Annotated in this window: 16 protein-coding genes and 1 tRNA gene; 13 read left to right on the top strand and 4 right to left on the bottom strand. The window is 67.1% G+C overall.

Annotation, left to right across the window (positions count from 1 at the left end; all coding sequences use genetic code 11):
* The first annotated feature begins 32 nt into the window (after positions 1-32).
* Positions 33-413, top strand: a complete 381-nt coding sequence (locus tag E3O60_RS13380) for a hypothetical protein (RefSeq protein ID WP_088456210.1) — start codon at positions 33-35, stop codon at positions 411-413.
* A complete protein-coding gene (locus E3O60_RS13375; protein ID WP_134480012.1) occupies positions 410-2,005 on the top strand; it encodes an ABC-F family ATP-binding cassette domain-containing protein in 1,596 nt (531 codons plus the stop codon). The genes E3O60_RS13380 and E3O60_RS13375 overlap by 4 nt, the downstream gene beginning before the upstream one ends.
* A gap of 64 nt (positions 2,006-2,069) precedes the next feature.
* On the opposite strand, the gene E3O60_RS13370 is transcribed toward E3O60_RS13375, so the two are convergent.
* Together E3O60_RS13370 and E3O60_RS13365 are read right to left on the bottom strand one after the other, a co-directional pair.
* Positions 2,070-2,786, bottom strand: coding sequence for a hypothetical protein (locus E3O60_RS13370; RefSeq protein WP_134498374.1), 717 nt, complete (start codon positions 2,784-2,786; stop codon positions 2,070-2,072).
* Positions 2,787-2,821: 35 nt separating this feature from the next.
* Entirely contained in the window at positions 2,822-5,293 is a 2,472-nt protein-coding gene (locus E3O60_RS13365) for a GH36-type glycosyl hydrolase domain-containing protein (protein ID WP_134498372.1), read from the bottom strand.
* 250 nt (positions 5,294-5,543) lie between these two features.
* On the opposite strand from E3O60_RS13365, the gene E3O60_RS13360 reads away from it, so the two are divergent.
* Positions 5,544-5,981: a hypothetical protein gene (locus E3O60_RS13360; protein WP_134498370.1), complete on the top strand. Its 438-nt coding sequence runs from the start codon at positions 5,544-5,546 to the stop codon at positions 5,979-5,981.
* A gap of 136 nt (positions 5,982-6,117) precedes the next feature.
* On the opposite strand, the gene E3O60_RS13355 is transcribed toward E3O60_RS13360, so the two are convergent.
* A tRNA-Leu gene (locus tag E3O60_RS13355) sits at positions 6,118-6,202 on the bottom strand.
* Between the two features lie 105 nt (positions 6,203-6,307).
* Here E3O60_RS13355 and E3O60_RS13350 point away from each other — a divergent pair.
* Genes E3O60_RS13350 through mshC form a run of 3 tightly spaced genes read left to right on the top strand, consistent with a single transcriptional unit; the run spans position 6,308 to position 9,842 of the window.
* Positions 6,308-7,633: a M20/M25/M40 family metallo-hydrolase gene (locus E3O60_RS13350; RefSeq protein ID WP_088457993.1), complete on the top strand. Its 1,326-nt coding sequence runs from the start codon at positions 6,308-6,310 to the stop codon at positions 7,631-7,633.
* 51 nt (positions 7,634-7,684) lie between these two features.
* Positions 7,685-8,539: an undecaprenyl-diphosphate phosphatase gene (locus tag E3O60_RS13345; protein WP_103459789.1), complete on the top strand. Its 855-nt coding sequence runs from the start codon at positions 7,685-7,687 to the stop codon at positions 8,537-8,539.
* A gap of 13 nt (positions 8,540-8,552) precedes the next feature.
* Complete coding sequence (gene mshC, locus E3O60_RS13340; RefSeq protein ID WP_088456205.1) at positions 8,553-9,842, top strand: cysteine--1-D-myo-inosityl 2-amino-2-deoxy-alpha-D-glucopyranoside ligase; 1,290 nt, start codon at positions 8,553-8,555, stop codon at positions 9,840-9,842.
* A gap of 20 nt (positions 9,843-9,862) precedes the next feature.
* On the opposite strand, the gene E3O60_RS13335 is transcribed toward mshC, so the two are convergent.
* Positions 9,863-10,804: a PAC2 family protein gene (locus E3O60_RS13335; protein WP_088456204.1), complete on the bottom strand. Its 942-nt coding sequence runs from the start codon at positions 10,802-10,804 to the stop codon at positions 9,863-9,865.
* Positions 10,805-10,887: 83 nt separating this feature from the next.
* Between E3O60_RS13335 and E3O60_RS13330 the strand changes: the two genes are divergently transcribed.
* The 7 genes from E3O60_RS13330 (at position 10,888) to tatA (ending at position 16,402) form a co-directional block, all read left to right on the top strand.
* A complete protein-coding gene (locus tag E3O60_RS13330; RefSeq protein WP_255416804.1) occupies positions 10,888-11,619 on the top strand; it encodes an HAD family phosphatase in 732 nt (243 codons plus the stop codon).
* On the top strand, positions 11,616-12,617 hold the full coding sequence (locus E3O60_RS13325) for a tRNA (adenine-N1)-methyltransferase (RefSeq protein WP_088456203.1): 1,002 nt from the start codon (positions 11,616-11,618) through the stop codon (positions 12,615-12,617). Before E3O60_RS13330 ends, E3O60_RS13325 begins: the two co-directional genes overlap by 4 nt.
* A gap of 106 nt (positions 12,618-12,723) precedes the next feature.
* On the top strand, positions 12,724-13,689 hold the full coding sequence (locus tag E3O60_RS13320) for an FKBP-type peptidyl-prolyl cis-trans isomerase (RefSeq protein WP_088456202.1): 966 nt from the start codon (positions 12,724-12,726) through the stop codon (positions 13,687-13,689).
* 76 nt (positions 13,690-13,765) lie between these two features.
* Positions 13,766-14,806: a YafY family protein gene (locus E3O60_RS13315; protein WP_134498368.1), complete on the top strand. Its 1,041-nt coding sequence runs from the start codon at positions 13,766-13,768 to the stop codon at positions 14,804-14,806.
* Complete coding sequence (locus E3O60_RS13310) at positions 14,803-15,825, top strand: YafY family protein (protein ID WP_088456200.1); 1,023 nt, start codon at positions 14,803-14,805, stop codon at positions 15,823-15,825. Before E3O60_RS13315 ends, E3O60_RS13310 begins: the two co-directional genes overlap by 4 nt.
* A complete protein-coding gene (locus E3O60_RS13305; RefSeq protein WP_103459785.1) occupies positions 15,825-16,166 on the top strand; it encodes a hypothetical protein in 342 nt (113 codons plus the stop codon). The genes E3O60_RS13310 and E3O60_RS13305 overlap by 1 nt, the downstream gene beginning before the upstream one ends.
* Positions 16,160-16,402 carry a twin-arginine translocase TatA/TatE family subunit gene (gene tatA, locus E3O60_RS13300; protein ID WP_088456198.1) on the top strand — a complete coding sequence of 81 codons (243 nt, stop codon included), beginning with the start codon at positions 16,160-16,162 and terminating at the stop codon, positions 16,400-16,402. Before E3O60_RS13305 ends, tatA begins: the two co-directional genes overlap by 7 nt.

Below are 16,402 nucleotides of genomic sequence, written 5' to 3'. Positions count from 1 at the left end.
GGCGCCCGTCGCAGCACCTATCGTTGAACCTGATGATTACCAGACGAGAAGCAGCGCTCCGCCTCGACATTCCCCTCGAGATGGCGCAGCGCCACGACCTTCCCAGCCGCATGACCGAAGCCCAGCTCGCCGAGATCGAGAACAACCCGCCGGCCTGGCTCGTGCAGTCCCGTGCGAACCGCACCGGCAAGAAGCCCGTCTGGATCGAACTCACCTGCAGCGTGTGCGGGTTCACCGAGGCGGCGCGGCCGAAGAAATGGTGGCCGACGTTCACCTACCTCAGCTGCGACCACCACGGTTACGACGAGCTCCCGGCCGCCGCGGCCGGCCTCAGCCGCCGCGAAGTCGACGGCATCGGCAGCCGGTTCATCGGCATCGTCGACGCATCCGAGCAGGGGGAGCAGGACTCATGAGCCTGATCCGGCTGAACGACGTCACCGTGCGTTTCGAAAACACCCAGGTGCTCCGCGAGACCTTCTTCAGGCTTGAGCCGGGCGACAGGGTCGGCATGATCGGCAGGAACGGGTCGGGCAAGACCACCCTCATCAAGCTGATCCTCGGTCAGGTGACGCCGGACACCGGTACCGTCACCGTCGACGACGGCGTGAGGATCGGCTACTTCTCCCAGTTCTCCGAGCTGAACGGCGAGTCCACCATCACCGAGGTCCTCGACGCCCTGTTCGTGGAGATCAAGGCCGTCGAGGCCGAACTCGCCTCCATCGACGTTGCCATCGCCGCCGACTCCTCGGCCAGCGCCGAGCTCGACAGGCTGATCCACCGCCAGTCCGAACTGTTCGAGGACATGGACCGGCTGGACGGCTGGGACTACCCGCGCCGGATCGACGCTGCCCTGACCATCCTCGGCTTCGACGAAGCGCACCGCAGCTGTGCGATCGACGAACTCTCCGGCGGCTGGCGCAACCGCGCGGCCCTGGCGAAGATCCTGCTCGAGGCACCGGACGTGCTTCTGCTCGACGAGCCCACCAATTACCTCGACGTGGCCGGTGTGGAGTGGCTGGAGGGCTGGTTCCGCGACTTCAAGGGCGCCGCCGTGATCGTGTCGCACGACCGCACCTTCCTCGACGCCGTCGTCACCCGCATCATCGAGTTGGAGAACTTCCACCTACACGAGTACCCGGGCAACTTCGGCGAGTACGTGGTTCAGAAGCAGTTCCGGCTGAAGACCCTCGAGCAGCAGTTTGTGCACGAGTCCGAACTGCTCGCTTTCGAATCCGAAGGCATCGCCGACCGGCGCGAGGCCCAGAAGAACGCCAGCCGCAAGCTCGGCAGCCAGCTGGCCACCATCAAGAAGTCCCGCACGCCGCGGCCGGTCGACAAGATCATCACCGAAATCTACGGCGGTCTGCACGTGAAGGATGTGCTCTGCCGGGTGGAGATGCTCAGCAAGGCCTACGGCGAGAAGGTGCTCTTCAACGACCTGAGCTTCGAGATCCGCCGCGGCAACCGCATCGTGGTGCTCGGTGCCAATGGCAGCGGCAAGACCACCCTGCTCCGGGTGCTCACGGGTGAGGAATCCGCGGATCACGGCGAGGTCGACTGGGCGAAAGGCGCCGGGATGGTGTCGTACAACCAGGTACTCGCCGAACTGGACGACACCGACACCGTCAGCCACGCGGTCAACGCGCTCGAAGGCAGCCTGGCGTTCACGGCGACCCGCAAGTCGGTGAACCGGTTCCTGACCATGTTCCAGTTCTCCGAGGCCGACCTCAAGCAGAAGATCGGCAACCTCTCCGGCGGCCAGAAAGCCCGGGTGGCCATGGCCCAGTGCCTGCTCTCCGGTGCGTCGGTGCTGCTCCTGGACGAGCCAACCAACCACCTGGATATGTCCAGCACCCAGGTGATGGAGCGGGCCCTGTTGCACTTCCCCGGCGCCGTGGTCGTGGTCAGCCACGACAGGTTCTTCACCGACAAGATCGCCAACCGTCGGCTGATCTTCGGACAGCTCGGTGCCGACCCCGGCGAGGTCGAGGTCGCCGTCGCCTGACCGCCTGACCGCCTGCCGGCGCGGCCCGCGGGTGTGGGGCTGCTCTTGCGACCCCTCAGGATCGCTAGGGGCCGGCGAGGGTGCCGTCCGGGAGGGCCTCACGTATCGACCCGGGACCGGTGCCCAGGTAGAGCGGCCAGATCACCTCGGCGCTGCCCGGTAGTTGCCAGACCAGACCCTCGAGCGCGGATGCCTGGTACAGCGGCTGGCCGGCGGGCCGCCCGGCGCCGGGCTCCTGGATTTCCGCGTACTCGGAGGTCGGGTCCTCGTCGACGTAGCTGCGGGCGCCATCCCAGGCCGGCTCCAGATAAGCGACGATGGCCGTTCCGGCCGGCACAATCCGCGAGCACTCGTCCGGGCCGCCCGAAGCGAATTCGATGTACACGCTGCCGTTGACGGCCGGGTCCAGTTTCCCGTGCACAACCGTGACGTTCGACACGACGATCACCGCGCTTCGCGTCGTCGACGTCTTGTTCGATGCGGTGTAGGTGCTGTCGCGGCCCGCCTGGATCCGAGCGATCTCGCCCATGATCACCACGGCGCTGTCCCGGGCCAGCACCGCCAGTGACTCGATCGGGTCGTAGTCCACGATCCCCGGTGAGCCGCACGCGGTGAAGACCTCGTCAGCGCTGGGCCCGGCCGGCGCCGACTCCATGGTCGGGCCGGCGGCGGACGGAGCCGTGGTATCGCCGTGGCCGCATCCGGTGATCAGCACACCGACGCACGCAACGGCGACGCACAGCTGCCAGGCCCGTGCGCGGGCTGTTCGGTAGACGTCCATACTCACTAGTATCCGGCCGGCCGCAACTGGTTCCCCTACAGGGTCGCGCGCACCTGCACTGTTGCGCCGGCGGGCGCGTACGGAACCGTGCGCCCCTCGATGGCAACACCGTCGACCTCGAGGCTGGCGCGGGAGCCTTCACGGCCCGAGTTGGCGACGGTGATGACGTACGTCGCACCGCGGGCCTGCCGGGTCACGGTGAACTCCGCGACGTCCGGTCCGATCTGCGGGTCGACCACGAGACCGTCGTAGTCGGTGCGCACGCCCAGGAGGTACTGGGAAACGGTCACGAAGTTCCACGCCGCCGTGCCGGTCAGCCAGGAGTTCTTGGCCTCGCCGTGCCTGGAGGCCTCCTTGCCGGCGATCATCTGGGCGTACACGTAGGGCTCGGTGCGGTGCACCTCGGAGATGTCTTCCCGGTACGCGGGGGTGATCTTCCGGTAGTGGTCGAACGCCTTCGCGCCGCGGCCGATCACGGTCTCGCCGATGATCACCCACGGGTTGTTGTGGCAGAAGATGCCACCGTTCTCCTTGTAGCCCGGGGGATACGTCGAGACCTCGCCCAGTTCGATGCGGTAGCTCTTGTACGCCGGGTACTGCAGCACCAGGCCGTGCTCGGAGCCGAGCAGCCGGTCCACGGAATCGAGGGCACGGAACGCGGGACTGGTCTTGACCGGGGTGCCGTCGCTGTTGTGCTCGACGCCGACGCCGGCGAGGACCGCGAAGCCCTGCGGCTCGATCCAGATCTGACCCTCGGTATCCTCGGCCGTGCCGACCTTGTTGCCGTAGAAGTCGTAGGCACGCAGGAACCAGTCGCCGTCCCAGCCGTGCGTCAACAGCGCCTGGCTCATGTCGGCGGCGGCCTTGCGGGCCTTGTTCGCCTGCACGGTGTCCCCACCGCGTTCGGCGATGGTGGCGTACTGGCCCGCGGCGAGCACGAACTGCGCGGCGATGAAGGTGGACTCCGCGACCCCGCCGGCCTGGTTCTCGGTGGTCTGGAACGACTCGCCCGGCGTTGTCGAGAAGCAGTTCAGGTTCAGGCAGTCGTTCCAGTCGGCGCGCCCGATCAGCGGCAGCCCGTGCGGACCAAGGTTGTTCAGGGTGAACTCAAACGACCGGGTCAGGTGGGTGTACAGGGTCTCGGCGAGTGCGTCGTTGTTGTCGAACGGCACCACCTCGTCGAGGATCGTGTAGTCGCCGGTCTCCTTGAGGTAACCATCCACCCCGATGATCAGCCAGGCCGGGTCGTCGTTGAAGCCGGACCCGAGTTCGTTGTTGCCCCGCTTGGTGAGGGGCTGGTACTGGTGGTACGCCGACCCGTCCGGCAGCTGGGTCGCGGCGATGTCCAGGATGCGTTCGCGAGCGCGGTCCGGGATCAGGTGCACAAAACCGAGCAGGTCCTGGGTCGAGTCCCGGAAGCCCATGCCGCGACCGATGCCGGTCTCGAAGTACGACGCCGAGCGGCTCATGTTGAAGGTCACCATGCACTGGTACTGGTTCCAGATGTTTACCATCCGGTTGAGCTTGTCGTCGGGCGAGGTCACCGTGTACGCGGAAAGCAGGTCCGTCCAGTAGACCCCGAGGGCGTCGAAGGCGGCATCCGCGGCCTCGGTGGTGGACAGACGCGCGAGGAGGGCCTGGGCCCGGGTCTTATTGATGACCTGCTTGGCGTCGTCGGCCCACTTCTCCTCGCCGGTCTCGGCGTTGTTCTCGACGTAGCCGAGAACGAAGACCAGGTCACGGCTTTCCCCGGGCTGCAGGGTCGAGTCGACCTGGTGGGAGCCGATCGGGTACCAGCCGGAGGCCATCGAATTCGCCGCGGCGCCGGCGTGCGGGACCTTGGCCTCCGCGAGGGTTTCGTAGAGTCCGACGAAGGTTTCGCGGTCGGTGTCGAAGCCGGCGATCTCGGCGTTCACGCCGTACACGGCGTAGTGGTCGCGGCGCTCCCGGTATTCGGTCTTGTGGTAGATCGCGCTGCCGTCGACCTCGACCTCGCCGATGGAAAGGTTGCGCTGGTAGTTGGTCTGGTCGTCCTGGGCGTTCCACAGGCAGAACTCCAGGTAGGAGAACAGGGAGAAGGTCTTGACCGCATCCGACGTGTTGGTGATCGTGACCTTCTGCACCTCCGCCGTCTCGCCGAGTGGAACGAAGTACAGCGTGGAGACCCGCAGGCCGCCGCGTTCGCCGGTGATGCGGGTGTAACCCATGCCGTGCCGGGTTTCGAAGAAATCGAGGTCCTTCTTCATCGGCAGCCAGCTGGACGTCCAGACGTCGTCGCCGTCCTTGATGAAGACGTAGCGTCCACCGGAGTCTGTGGGGACGTCGTTGTAGCGGTAGCGAGTCAGGCGGCGCATCTTGGCGTCCTTGTAGAAGGTGTACCCGCCCGCCGTGTGCGAGACCAGCGAGAAGAAGTCCTCGCTGCCGAGATAGTTGATCCACGGGTAGGGAGTCAACGGGGTCTCGATGACATATTCCCTGGCTTCATCGTCGAAGTGGCCGAACTTCATGCGTGCACCTTTTCGGTTTCAAGGGACCGGGTGTCGCGGGGATCCATTGTTCTGAATCCGCCGGCGCAGCCGGGCCTGGTCTCTGTGAGAGCGCTCTCACGAGCGCCTGGGATGACTCTAGCATCAGGACCGCGGAGCCACCACACGCTAGGGGAGTCGTGCCGCTGGCGTGCGGGGGTGGATAGGGTTCAGCAGATAGAGGCGTGCGCCTCGCAGGTCAACACCGGCGCCATTCACTGAAATCGAGAACATGTTCCGTATCGAGAGAGCTGCTAGCGCGAGTGATCACAAGATCATTGACGACGAGCGGGGCGTGTGGATACAGTTCCTGGGCTCCCGGGGGCTATCCCGTGGCCACGTGTTCAAGCTGGTCGTCGGGGAGACGGTTATTCCGTTTGAAACCGAACGCGACTACATCGAAGATGCGGACGGTGCCGCGCACCAACTGACTCGGTTCGTCGCTTTCGGGCTCTCTCCGGCCGCCGGACTGAGGGGTGTAGCGCCGTACGTGATCACGTCTCCTGTCGAGCGGCGCACGTACAAGCTTTTGGCCACCGAAGCTCTTCCGGTTTTCGGTGATATTTACGATGGTGATTCCAGGCCGGAGGGCTTTGCCCGGGTCGAACTCGACGGGGTGATATACACGCTGGCGAGCTTCGGGCACCCATCCGGATCGACGTCCCACTGATCCAGTCAACCTTTACCGGGGCACACCCTGGAGAACCTGTTGACGCGCGTTAACGAGACAGGGCCGGATCCTGAGATCCGGCCCGTGAACTGTCTCAACCAGTTCTCGTTGATCGTTGTCTTACCAACAATCTCCGTGTCCGAGGGGGGACTTGAACCCCCACGCCCTATACGGGCACTAGCACCTCAAGCTAGCGCGTCTGCCATTTCCGCCACCCGGACTGGATGTTTTGGCCGCAGTTATGTTTTGCTGCCGGGGAATAACTTAGCACGGATCCAAACCACTTCCGGACACCGGTGGGTTCCATGCCCGGTAGCGTGAACTGCATGACAGCCCCCGCCACCGGCCCCGTTTCGGCCAATGCTCTCGACCTCACCACCGAGATCGCCCGCGACCTCATCAGGTTCGACACGACGAACTATGGCGAGGGGCGCTCCAACGGCGAGACGGATGCGGCGGAGTACGTCGCCGAGAAGCTGCGCGCCCTGGGCCTGGCGCCGGAGCTGTTCGATTCGGAGCCGGGTCGCACCAGCGTGGTCGCCCGGGTACCCGGCCGCGACCGCAGCAAGGGCGCACTGGTCGTGCACGGCCACCTCGATGTGGTGCCCGCCGACCCGGCGAACTGGTCGGTGGATCCGTTCGGCGGCGAGATCAAGGACGGCATGCTGTGGGGGCGCGGCGCCGTCGACATGAAGAACATGGACGCGATGATCCTGGCGTCCCTCACGGATGTGCTCGACCAGGGTGGCCAGCCAGAGCGGGACCTCGTCATCGCGTTCTTCGCCGATGAGGAGGCCGGGGGAGTGTACGGCTCGCACCACCTCGTCGACACCCGCCCGGACCTGTTCGCGGGAGCGACCGAGGCCATCAGCGAGGTCGGCGGCTACTCGATCAGCATCGGCGGCCAGCGGGCCTACCTGCTCCAAACCGGTGAGAAGGCTCTCATCTGGCTCAAGCTCGTGGCGCACGGCCCGGCCGGCCACGGTTCCCGGCTGGTCACGGACAACGCCATCACCCGGCTCGCCGAGGCCGTCGCCAAGGTGGGTCGGCGGCAGTGGCCGATCCGCCTGACGAACACCACCCGGCAGTTGCTTTCGGAGATCGCCCGGATCCTCGGTGTGGAGCCGCAGTCCATGGGTCCGGACGAGCTGGCCCTGGCGACGGGCACAGCATCCGGATTCATCCAGGCGAGCCTGCGCACCACCATGAACCCGACGGTGTTGCAAGCCGGCTACAAGCACAATGTCATCCCCGATCGCGCCGAGGCCCTCATCGACGTGCGTTCCCTGCCCGGCGAGGAAGACGCCGTGCTGGCCGAACTGGCCGAGCTGGTCGGCCCGGATATCGAAATCGTGGTGATGCACCAGGACGTGGGGCTGGAGACCGAGTTCGCCGGCCCGCTGATCGACCGGATCGTCCAGACCCTCGGCACCCACGACCCGGGCGCTCCGGTGCTCCCGTACCTCATGCCTGCCGGCACCGACAACAAGGCGTTGAGCAAACTGGGCATCAAAGGATACGGCTTCGCCCCGCTGAAACTCCCAGCCGATTTGGATTTTCCGGCGCTGTTCCACGGCGTTGATGAGCGTGTGCCACTGGACGCATTAGTGTTTGGCAGGACGGTTTTGACCGATCTGCTGACGACGTACTAGCCCACTGAAGCGCTAACGGCCAGCACACCGCACAAGCGAAACGAGTATCACGTGGACTTCCTCAACGCGGTCATCCTGGGCCTGGTCCAGGGCTTGACCGAATTCCTGCCGGTCTCCTCCAGCGCCCACATCAGCATCGTGGGTCAGTTCCTCGGAACCGGTGAGGACCCCGGCGCCCGGTTCACGGCGATCACCCAGATCGGCACCGAGGCGGCCGTGGTGATCTTCTTCTGGCGCGACATCGTGCGCATCATCGGCCAATGGGCGAAGTCCCTGGTCGGCAAGGTACCGCGCAGCGACGCGGATGCCCGGATGGGATGGCTGATCATCCTCGGCACCCTGCCCATCGTCATCCTGGGCCTGCTCTTCCAGGACCAGATCGAAACCAGCCTGCGCAACCTATGGGTCACCGCGATCATGCTCATCGCGTTCGGCGTGCTCCTGGGTGTCGCCGACTATGTCGGTGCCAAGCGCCGCAAACTGGACGACCTCACCGTCGGGCACGGCGTCATCTTCGGTTTCGCCCAGGCGCTGGCGCTCATCCCCGGGGTCTCGCGTTCCGGCGGCACCATCACGGCCGGCCTGTTCCTCGGCTACGAGCGGGCCGCCGCCGCCCGATACGCGTTCCTGCTCGCGATCCCCGCCGTTCTCGGCAGTGGCTTCTACCAGGTCTACAAGTCCATCAAGGAACCCTGCGTCGTGGCCGCCGCGAACTGCACGCCCGAACTGTTCGGCCCGCTGGAAACCCTCGTCGCCACCGTCGTGGCGTTCGTCGTGGCGCTGTTCGTCATCGGCTTCTTCATGAACTACATCTCCAAGCGCAGTTTCATGCCGTTCGTGGTCTACCGCATTGCGCTGGGCATCGTCGTGATGATCCTGCTGGGCACGAACACCATCACGGCGTAGTTAGGCTGGAAGTATGCGCGCCTGGTCACACCCCGTCATCCCGTCGATTCCGGGACTCTCACAGGCCCCGCGCCTGCACGACACCGCGACGGACTCGATCGTCGAAGCCAAACCGACCGACGTGGCCAGGCTGTACGTCTGCGGCATCACGCCGTACGACGCCACCCACCTCGGCCACGCGGCCACCTACCTCGCCTTCGACACGCTGCAGCGGGTGTGGCGTGACGGCGGTTACCGGGTGCACTACGCCCAGAACGTGACCGACGTCGACGACCCGCTGCTGGAACGTGCCACCGCGACCGGCGTCGACTGGCGTGACCTCGCCGTGGAGCAGACCGACCTGTTCCGGGCCGATATGGAGTCCCTGGGCATCATCCCGCCCGACGATTTTGTGGCCGTGACCGACGTCATCGACGACATCAGCGCCGCGGTGCTGGCACTGCGCCAGTCCGCGCTGGCCTACAAGGTGCCGACACCGGATGCGCTGCCCACGCCCGACGGACCCGGCGCCGACCTGTACTTCGACATCCGGGCGGCCGAGCGCCAGGCGCCGTGGGCCCTCGGCGAGGAGAGCAACCTCGATCAGAGCACCATGCTCACCCTGTTCGCCGAGCGCGGCGGAGACCCCGACCGGGCCGGAAAGCGCGACAGGCTCGACCCGCTGCTCTGGCGCGCCGCCCGCGCGGGAGAGCCCTCCTGGGAGTCACCCGTGGGGGCCGGCCGCCCCGGCTGGCACATCGAGTGTTCGGTCATCGCCCTCGCCGAGCTCGGCACCGACTTCACCGTGCAGGGCGGCGGGAGCGACCTGATCTTCCCGCACCACGACATGAGCGCCGGCCACGCCGCCGCGCTGTCCGGGCATCCGCTGGCCCAGGTGTACAGCCACACCGGCATGGTCGCCTACCAGGGCGAGAAGATGAGCAAGTCGCTGGGCAACCTGGTTCTCGTCTCCCGCCTTCGGGCCGGCGGCACCGACCCACGCGCCATCCGCCTGGCCCTGCTCGCTCAGCACTACCGCACCGACTGGGAGTGGACCGCGCAGCAGTTGGTTGATGCCGAGGCTCGCCTGGCGGCGTGGACGTCGGCCTTCGGCCCCGTCGACCCCGTTGACTCCGCGGCCGGCGCTGCAGTCTCGGCGTTCGAGAGCGCTGCGGCGGTTGTCGAGCGGATGCGCGCCGCGCTGGTCGACGATCTCGACACCCGGGGTGCCCTGGACGCTGTGGACGCTGCTGTGGCGGCCGGCGTGGACGACCGCGCCCTCGTCGCCGCGGCGATCGACGCGCTCCTGGGCGTCAAGCTCTAGCCCACCCTGGCTGGTCCGCCTTAGGGCTGGCGGGGCTCCGGGCCCTGACGGCCGTCGGCCCAGCCGTCCCGGCCGCCGTCGCCGCGTTTCCGCAGGTACTTCTCGAACTCCTGGGCGATCGCCTCTCCGCTGGCCTCCGGTGAGTCGACGGTGTCCCTGGCCTGCTCGAGCTGACCGATGTACGCTGCCATCTCCTCGTCCTCGGCGGCGAGGGCGTCGATGCCCGTCTCCCACTCGGAGGCGTCGGTAACCAGGTCGCCGCGGGGGATCACAACGTCGATGATCTCCTCGAGCTTGTCGATCAGGGCGAGCATGGCCTTGGGCGACGGAGCGTTGTGCACGTAGTGCGGCACGGATGCCCAGATCGACAGGCTCGGGATACCCACGGTCTCGGCCGCCGAGGCCAGCACGCTGAGGATGCCCACGGGCCCCTCGTAGCTGCTGCGCTCGATCTGCAACTCGGCACGCACCTCGGGATTGTCGCTCGAGACGAAGATCGAGATCGGCCGGGTGTGCGGCACGTCCGCCAGCATCGCGCCGAGGAAGACGATCCCGCTCACATCCGCGGCGAGCACGGAGTCCAGGATCTCGGCCGTGAAGCTCTTCCAGCTGCGCGAGGGCTCCGTTCCGACCAGCAGGTAGATGTTTCCGGCGTTGGTGCCGCTGACCTTGAGCTGGGCGTCTTCGGCCAACGGAACCCCGCTGGCCCCGGGAACGACGGGACCGTACATGACCGCGCTCGGCCACTCGATGACCCGGTGGCCGTCCTCATCGGTGGAGATGCTGGGGCGGTTGAACTGGTAGTCGAAGTAGAGTTCGGGGTCGATCCGCTTGACCTCTTCGACATCGAGGAGCTCTTTCAGCGTGCTGACGGCGCCCGTTGCGGCTTCACCCGCATCGTTCCATCCTTCGAAGGCGACCACCAGGAGACGTCCGCTGAGGAACCCATTGCCGTCTGTCACTTGAGTGAAACCTCGTGTATTCCGGCCACCACGACTGGGTTGCCTCCTTCAAGGATAGGCCGTGCCCCCTAAACTTGAACCCCGTGACACTGATCCCCGCATTCTCGTCCCCACCCGCCGCCGTTCTCTGGGACATGGACGGCACCCTGGTCGACACCGAACCGTACTGGATGCGAGCCGAACACGAGCTCGTGGAGTCCTTCGGCGGCGTCTGGACGCACGCAGACGCCATGCTCTTGGTGGGCTCCGGCCTGCTCGGCTCCGCCGCCATCCTGCAGAACCGCGGGGTGAACCTCGCCGCTGAGGCCATCGTCGAGGTGCTGACCACCCGGGTTCAGGAGCAGCTCGGTTCGGCCGGCATCCCGTGGCGCCCCGGGGCCCACGAGTTGCTCACCGAACTGCACGGCGCCGGGATGCCGATGGCCCTGGTGACGATGTCCGAACACAGGATGGCCCGCCAGATCGCCGACCTCGTCGGCTTCGACGCCTTCGCCACCATCGTCTCCGGCGACATGGTGCAGCAGAGCAAGCCGCACCCCGAGGCCTACCTCACCGCTGCGGGCATCCTCGGCGTCGACCCCAGGCACTCCGTCGCGATCGAGGACTCCCTGCCCGGCGTCGCAGCGGCCGTCGCCTCCGGCGCCGTCGTCGTCGCGGTTCCGCACATGGTTCCCCTCGAGGAGAGTGAGCACTACACGCTGGTGCAGAGCCTGACCGGCAGCTCGCTGGCCACCCTGACGGAGCTCTACCTGACCCGACGACCTTCCCCATCCACCCGCACCGTTACCCACACCGAGGACGCAACACGCGCATGAGCGACAACCAGGTCATCCAGAACAGCGGTCCGTTCCGCGCCGGCGACAGAGTGCAGCTCACCGGCCCCAAGGGCAAGCTGAACACCATCACCCTCGAACCGGGCAAGACTTTCCACACCCACCGGGGCATCCTCGAGCACAACGACATCATCGGCCTGCCCGACGCGTCCGTCGTCACCAACAACGTGGGCGTCGAACACCTCGCGTTGCGTCCGCTGCTCATCGATTTCGTCATGAGCATGCCCCGCGGCGCGGCCATCATCTACCCCAAGGATGCCGCCCAGATCCTCGCCCAGGCCGACATCTTCCCCGGCGCCACGGTGGTCGAGGCCGGCGTCGGCTCCGGGGCGCTGTCCCTCTGGCTGCTCCGCGCCATCGGCCCGGCCGGCACCCTGGCCTCCTTCGAACGCCGGGAGGAATTCTCCGACGTGGCCCGCGCCAACGTCGCCACCTTCCTCGGCAGCGACCCGCAGAACTGGTCCATCACGCTCGGCGACCTCGCCGACACGCTGCCGGAGACCATGCCGGCCCAGTCGGTCGACAGGGTCGTGCTCGACATGCTCGCCCCGTGGGAGTGCATCGCTGTCGTCTCCGACGCGCTCAAGCCCGGGGGAGTGCTGCTCTGCTACGTGGCCACCGTCACCCAGCTGTCCCGCGTCGCGGAGGCCATCCGCGCCACCGGCAACTACACCAACCCCGATTCACACGAGACGATGGTGCGCGGCTGGCACGTGGAAGGCCTCGCGGTTCGCCCCGACCACCGGATGATCGGTCACACCGGTTTCCTCATCACCGCCCGCCGTCTCGCACCGGACACGATCCTGCCCGAGCTCAAGCGTCGCCCTTCAAAAACTGACTTCAGCGACGCCGACGTCGAGCTGTGGACCCCGGGCGCCCTGGGCGAGAGGTCCGTCAGCGCCAAGGTGATGCGCAAGCGCAACCGCACCGCCGAGAACGGCGCGGCGCTCTCCAAGGCTCGGGACCTCGACGCCGGATAGGATGGGCTTCGGCCTGCCGCCCGCACCAGCGGTTTCGGCCAGCATTCACCCCGAAAGTCACTCGACGGCATCACGCTGCCGCCTCCCCGTATCGAAATGAGGACCCGTGCGTAAAGTTCCCGCACTTATCGCAACCGCCGGCCTGGTGCTCGCGACCCTGACCGCCTGCAGCGCCGGCCCCGACAATGCCGACTGCACGGCTCCGGTGTCCTCCGGCGACGCGTCCAAGCTGGTGGAGGTGACCGGCAAGTTCGGTTCGTCCCCCACCGTCGACTTCCCGACCCCGCTGAAGACCGAGACCACTCAGCGCAGCGAGATCATCGACGGCACCGGCCCCGGCCTCACCGAAGGCCAAAAGGTGCAGGTCGACCTCAGCGTCTTCAACGCCACCACGGGTGAGGCCATTGAGCAGAGCTCGTACGACGGCACCACCATGGCCAGCTTTGTCCTCAACGACCAGACCCTCACCGGCCTGACCGACGGTCTGCTCTGTGCCCAGGTGGGCTCCAGGGTCGCCGTTGTCGCGTCGGCGGCCGACACCTTCGGTCCGGCCGGCGGCAACGAAGACATCGGCGTCGCCGCGGACGATTCGCTCGTGTTCGTGCTCGACGTCGTCAAGGCGTACCTCACCCGCGCCGACGGCGCCGACCAGCTGCCCGTGGCCGGACTGCCCGCCGTGGTCCTCGCGGATGACGGCACCCCCGGCATCACGATTCCCTCGGCCGAGCCGCCCACCGAGCTGAAGGTCGGCGTGCTCAAGAAGGGCGACGGCGAGACCGTCACCGACGGGTCCACGGTCACCGTGCACTACACCGGTGTCGTCTGGGACTCCAAAGAGGTCTTCGACTCCAGCTGGGCCGCCGGAACCCCGGCCGCTTTCGTGGCCGCGGACGGTTCCACCACCGAGGGCGGCGTGATCCCCGGCTTCGCCAACGCTCTCATCGGCCAGACCGTCGGATCCCAGATCGTTGCCGTCCTCCCGCCCGACCAGGCTTACGGCGACCAGGCGACCGACACCATCCCGGCCGGCTCCACGCTGGTCTTCGTCGTAGACATCCTCGGCGTCGACTAACCGGCTTCCCGGCCCATCCCGCGGTCCCCAACGGGATGGGCCGACCATTGAGTGCACCACCGATAGAATCGCGTACGTGTCGCCCACCCCAGAACAGCCGCACCCGGTCACTGTCGAAGAACGCCTCTTCAGCCTGGTCCTTGCGCTCATTGCCACCCAGATCGGCCTGACCAAGGCCGACATCCTCTCGACCGTGCAGGGCTACCGGCAACGGTTCCGGGTCGGCGGTGACAACGCCAGCCTCGAGCGGCAGTTCGAACGCGACAAGGACGACATCCGGGAACTGGGCATCCCGCTCGAGACCATCGAGTCGCCCGACGACCCGGGCAGCAACCACCATCTGCGCTACCGCATCCCCAAGGGACTCTACGACCTGCCGGCAGACATCGTCTTCTCGCCCGACGAGATCATGCTGCTCAAACTCGCAGCCGCGGTGTGGCGGGAGGGGTCCCTCTCCGCCGAATCCCGCCGCGCACTCACCAAGCTCAACTCTCTCGGCATCGACTCGAGCGACCCTGTGATCGGTTACGCACCGTCGCTGCGCGCCCGCGAGGCGTCCTTCGAACCCCTCGGCAAGGCCATGGACCGCGGCCAGGTCGTCGCATTCCTCTACCTCAAACCGGGCGAGAGCGCGCCGCGCCGCCGGGTCATCGCCCCGCTGGCCGTGGTGCTGCACGAGGGCCGGTGGCACCTGTACGCCGCCGATCAGGATGCCGGAGCCACCCGCACCTTCCTGCTCGCCAGGATCGTCGGCCCCGTGGTGACCGTGCCCGGTCGCACCATCGCGCCGGCCGAGGACGGTCAGGGCGAACGGGCCCTCGCCGAACTCGACGCGTTATGGCAGGCCCAGGTCGCACTGATCACCGTCGAACCCGGCTCGGATGCCGCGGTACGGCTGAGCAAGCGCGGCGCGCCCGGAAGCGCCGCGGACAGCGTCGAACTGCACTACACCGACGTCAACATCCTCGCCGACGAGCTGGCCGGCTACGGACCGGAGGTCTACGTGCTGTCCCCGCCCACCCTGATCGACGCCGTCCTGGAACGGCTCCGCCGGGTGCGGGACAGCCACGCCCCACTGATCGAGACGCCACTGCCCCGGCCGGAGGCCGCACGATGACCGCCGCCAAGCCCGTCGCGTTCGGAGCATCGGACAAGCTCACCTTCCTGCTGTCCCTCGTGCCGTATCTGATGGACCACGACAAAGTGAGCGTCACCGCGGTGGCCGACCACTTCGGGGTCACTCCCGAGCGGGTGCGGGATGCGGTGAACCTCATCGCCATGTCGGGGGTGCCTGGGGAGACCCGGCAGTACCTGCACGGCGACCTCTTCGACATCCAGTGGGACGAATTCGAAACCAACGACAACATCGTCCTCACCCACCTGGTAGCCATCGACGATTCGCCGCGGTTCTCGGCCCGAGAGGCAGCCGCGCTCATCGCCGGGCTGCAGTATCTCTCCGCCCTCCCCGAGAACGGCGACCGGGACGCCATCGCCACGCTGATGGCCAAGCTCACCCGCAGCTCCACGGGCGCTCCCAGCCAGCTCGCGGTGTCCCGCACCGACGCCGACGTGGCCATTTCGGTCATCCAAGCCGCCGTGCGGGCGGGTACCCAGGTGGAATTCGACTACCTCAATGCCCGGGGGACCGATGAGCATCGCTGTGTCGACCCGTTGCGGATCGAATCGGTCGACAGCGATTGGTACCTGCGCGGCTGGTGCCATCTGCGCGAGGCCATGCGCACATTCCGACTCGACCGGATGAGCAACCTGCGTTCGACGGATGTGCCCGCTGACGCCCACGATGACGGCGTCCTCCTGCCGGACACCCTGTTCCAGGGCACGGCCGACGACCTCACCGTCACGATCGAACTGCCGGCTGCGGCCCTGGAACTCCTCGCCGACTATGGGCCGGTTCCGCACGGACCGGCCGACGACGAGGGACGCTCCAGGGCGCAGGTGCGGGTGTCGCACTTCCACGGTCTCAAACGGCTCGTTGCCGGCCTGTCCGGCGTCGTCACCGTGGTGGATCCGGGCCTGGCCAGACAGACCGTCGCCGAGTGGGCGGCCGCCGGCGCCGCCCGGTACGAGTCGCCGGCTACCGCGCAGAGCGAGCCCACCGCCGGGGCGACGACCTGATGCCGGTCTGGTCCTGGATCCTGATCTGGGCGCTGCTGGTCGCCGGGCTCCTCGCGATGCTGGCCTGGTTCGCGGTGCGCCTGTTTCGCAAGCTGATGGTCACCTTCGGCGCCCTCGAAGACCTTGGCGACCAGCTGGCCGAACTCGACCTCGACACCGCGCTGCCGAGGAAACCATTCTCACCGGCGGTGTTCCAGAAGCGACGGGACCTGGCCGCCGCGATCGACCAGGCTCGCATCGAGCGTGCGCACCGACGAGCGCACCGGCGGGATCTCAGGATCAACCGGGGTAAACTAATCCAACACACTCCCTACAAGCCAGAGGATCGACCCTCATGTTGAGCAATCTGACCGGATGGCACTTTCTGATCATCCTCGTCGTCATCCTGCTGTTGTTCGGTGCGCCCAAGCTGCCCGGCCTGGCCCGCAGCCTCGGCCAGTCAATGAAGATCTTCAAGAACGAGATCAAGAGCGACACCGTTGACGAGCCTGCAGACAAGACCGGCACGCCGGCGCACCCGGACGCCGCTGACGGTACGACGCGGACCGTCGGCCCGGGCGACCAGACGAAGTCCTAA

Source organism: Cryobacterium sp. TMB1-7, from assembly GCF_004402435.1.
Lineage (GTDB): Bacteria > Actinomycetota > Actinomycetes > Actinomycetales > Microbacteriaceae > Cryobacterium > Cryobacterium zongtaii.
Note: the sequence above shows the minus strand (reverse complement) of the source record. Positions and strands in the feature narration are given on the sequence as shown.

What these genes read in the sequence shown, in the direction of transcription:
- E3O60_RS13360 (WP_134498370.1), top strand. Translation starts at nt 5,544, where the DNA reads ATGTTCCGTATCGAGAGAGCTGCTAGCGCGAGTGATCACAAGATCATT.
- E3O60_RS13310 (WP_088456200.1), top strand. Translation starts at nt 14,803, where the DNA reads ATGACCGCCGCCAAGCCCGTCGCGTTCGGAGCATCGGACAAGCTCACC.
- E3O60_RS13305 (WP_103459785.1), top strand. Translation starts at nt 15,825, where the DNA reads ATGCCGGTCTGGTCCTGGATCCTGATCTGGGCGCTGCTGGTCGCCGGG.
- E3O60_RS13380 (WP_088456210.1), top strand. Translation starts at nt 33, where the DNA reads ATGATTACCAGACGAGAAGCAGCGCTCCGCCTCGACATTCCCCTCGAG.
- tatA (WP_088456198.1), top strand. Translation starts at nt 16,160, where the DNA reads ATGTTGAGCAATCTGACCGGATGGCACTTTCTGATCATCCTCGTCGTC.
- E3O60_RS13325 (WP_088456203.1), top strand. Translation starts at nt 11,616, where the DNA reads ATGAGCGACAACCAGGTCATCCAGAACAGCGGTCCGTTCCGCGCCGGC.
- mshC (WP_088456205.1), top strand. Translation starts at nt 8,553, where the DNA reads ATGCGCGCCTGGTCACACCCCGTCATCCCGTCGATTCCGGGACTCTCA.
- E3O60_RS13370 (WP_134498374.1), bottom strand. Translation starts at nt 2,786, where the DNA reads ATGGACGTCTACCGAACAGCCCGCGCACGGGCCTGGCAGCTGTGCGTC.
- E3O60_RS13375 (WP_134480012.1), top strand. Translation starts at nt 410, where the DNA reads ATGAGCCTGATCCGGCTGAACGACGTCACCGTGCGTTTCGAAAACACC.
- E3O60_RS13365 (WP_134498372.1), bottom strand. Translation starts at nt 5,293, where the DNA reads ATGAAGTTCGGCCACTTCGACGATGAAGCCAGGGAATATGTCATCGAG.
- E3O60_RS13350 (WP_088457993.1), top strand. Translation starts at nt 6,308, where the DNA reads ATGACAGCCCCCGCCACCGGCCCCGTTTCGGCCAATGCTCTCGACCTC.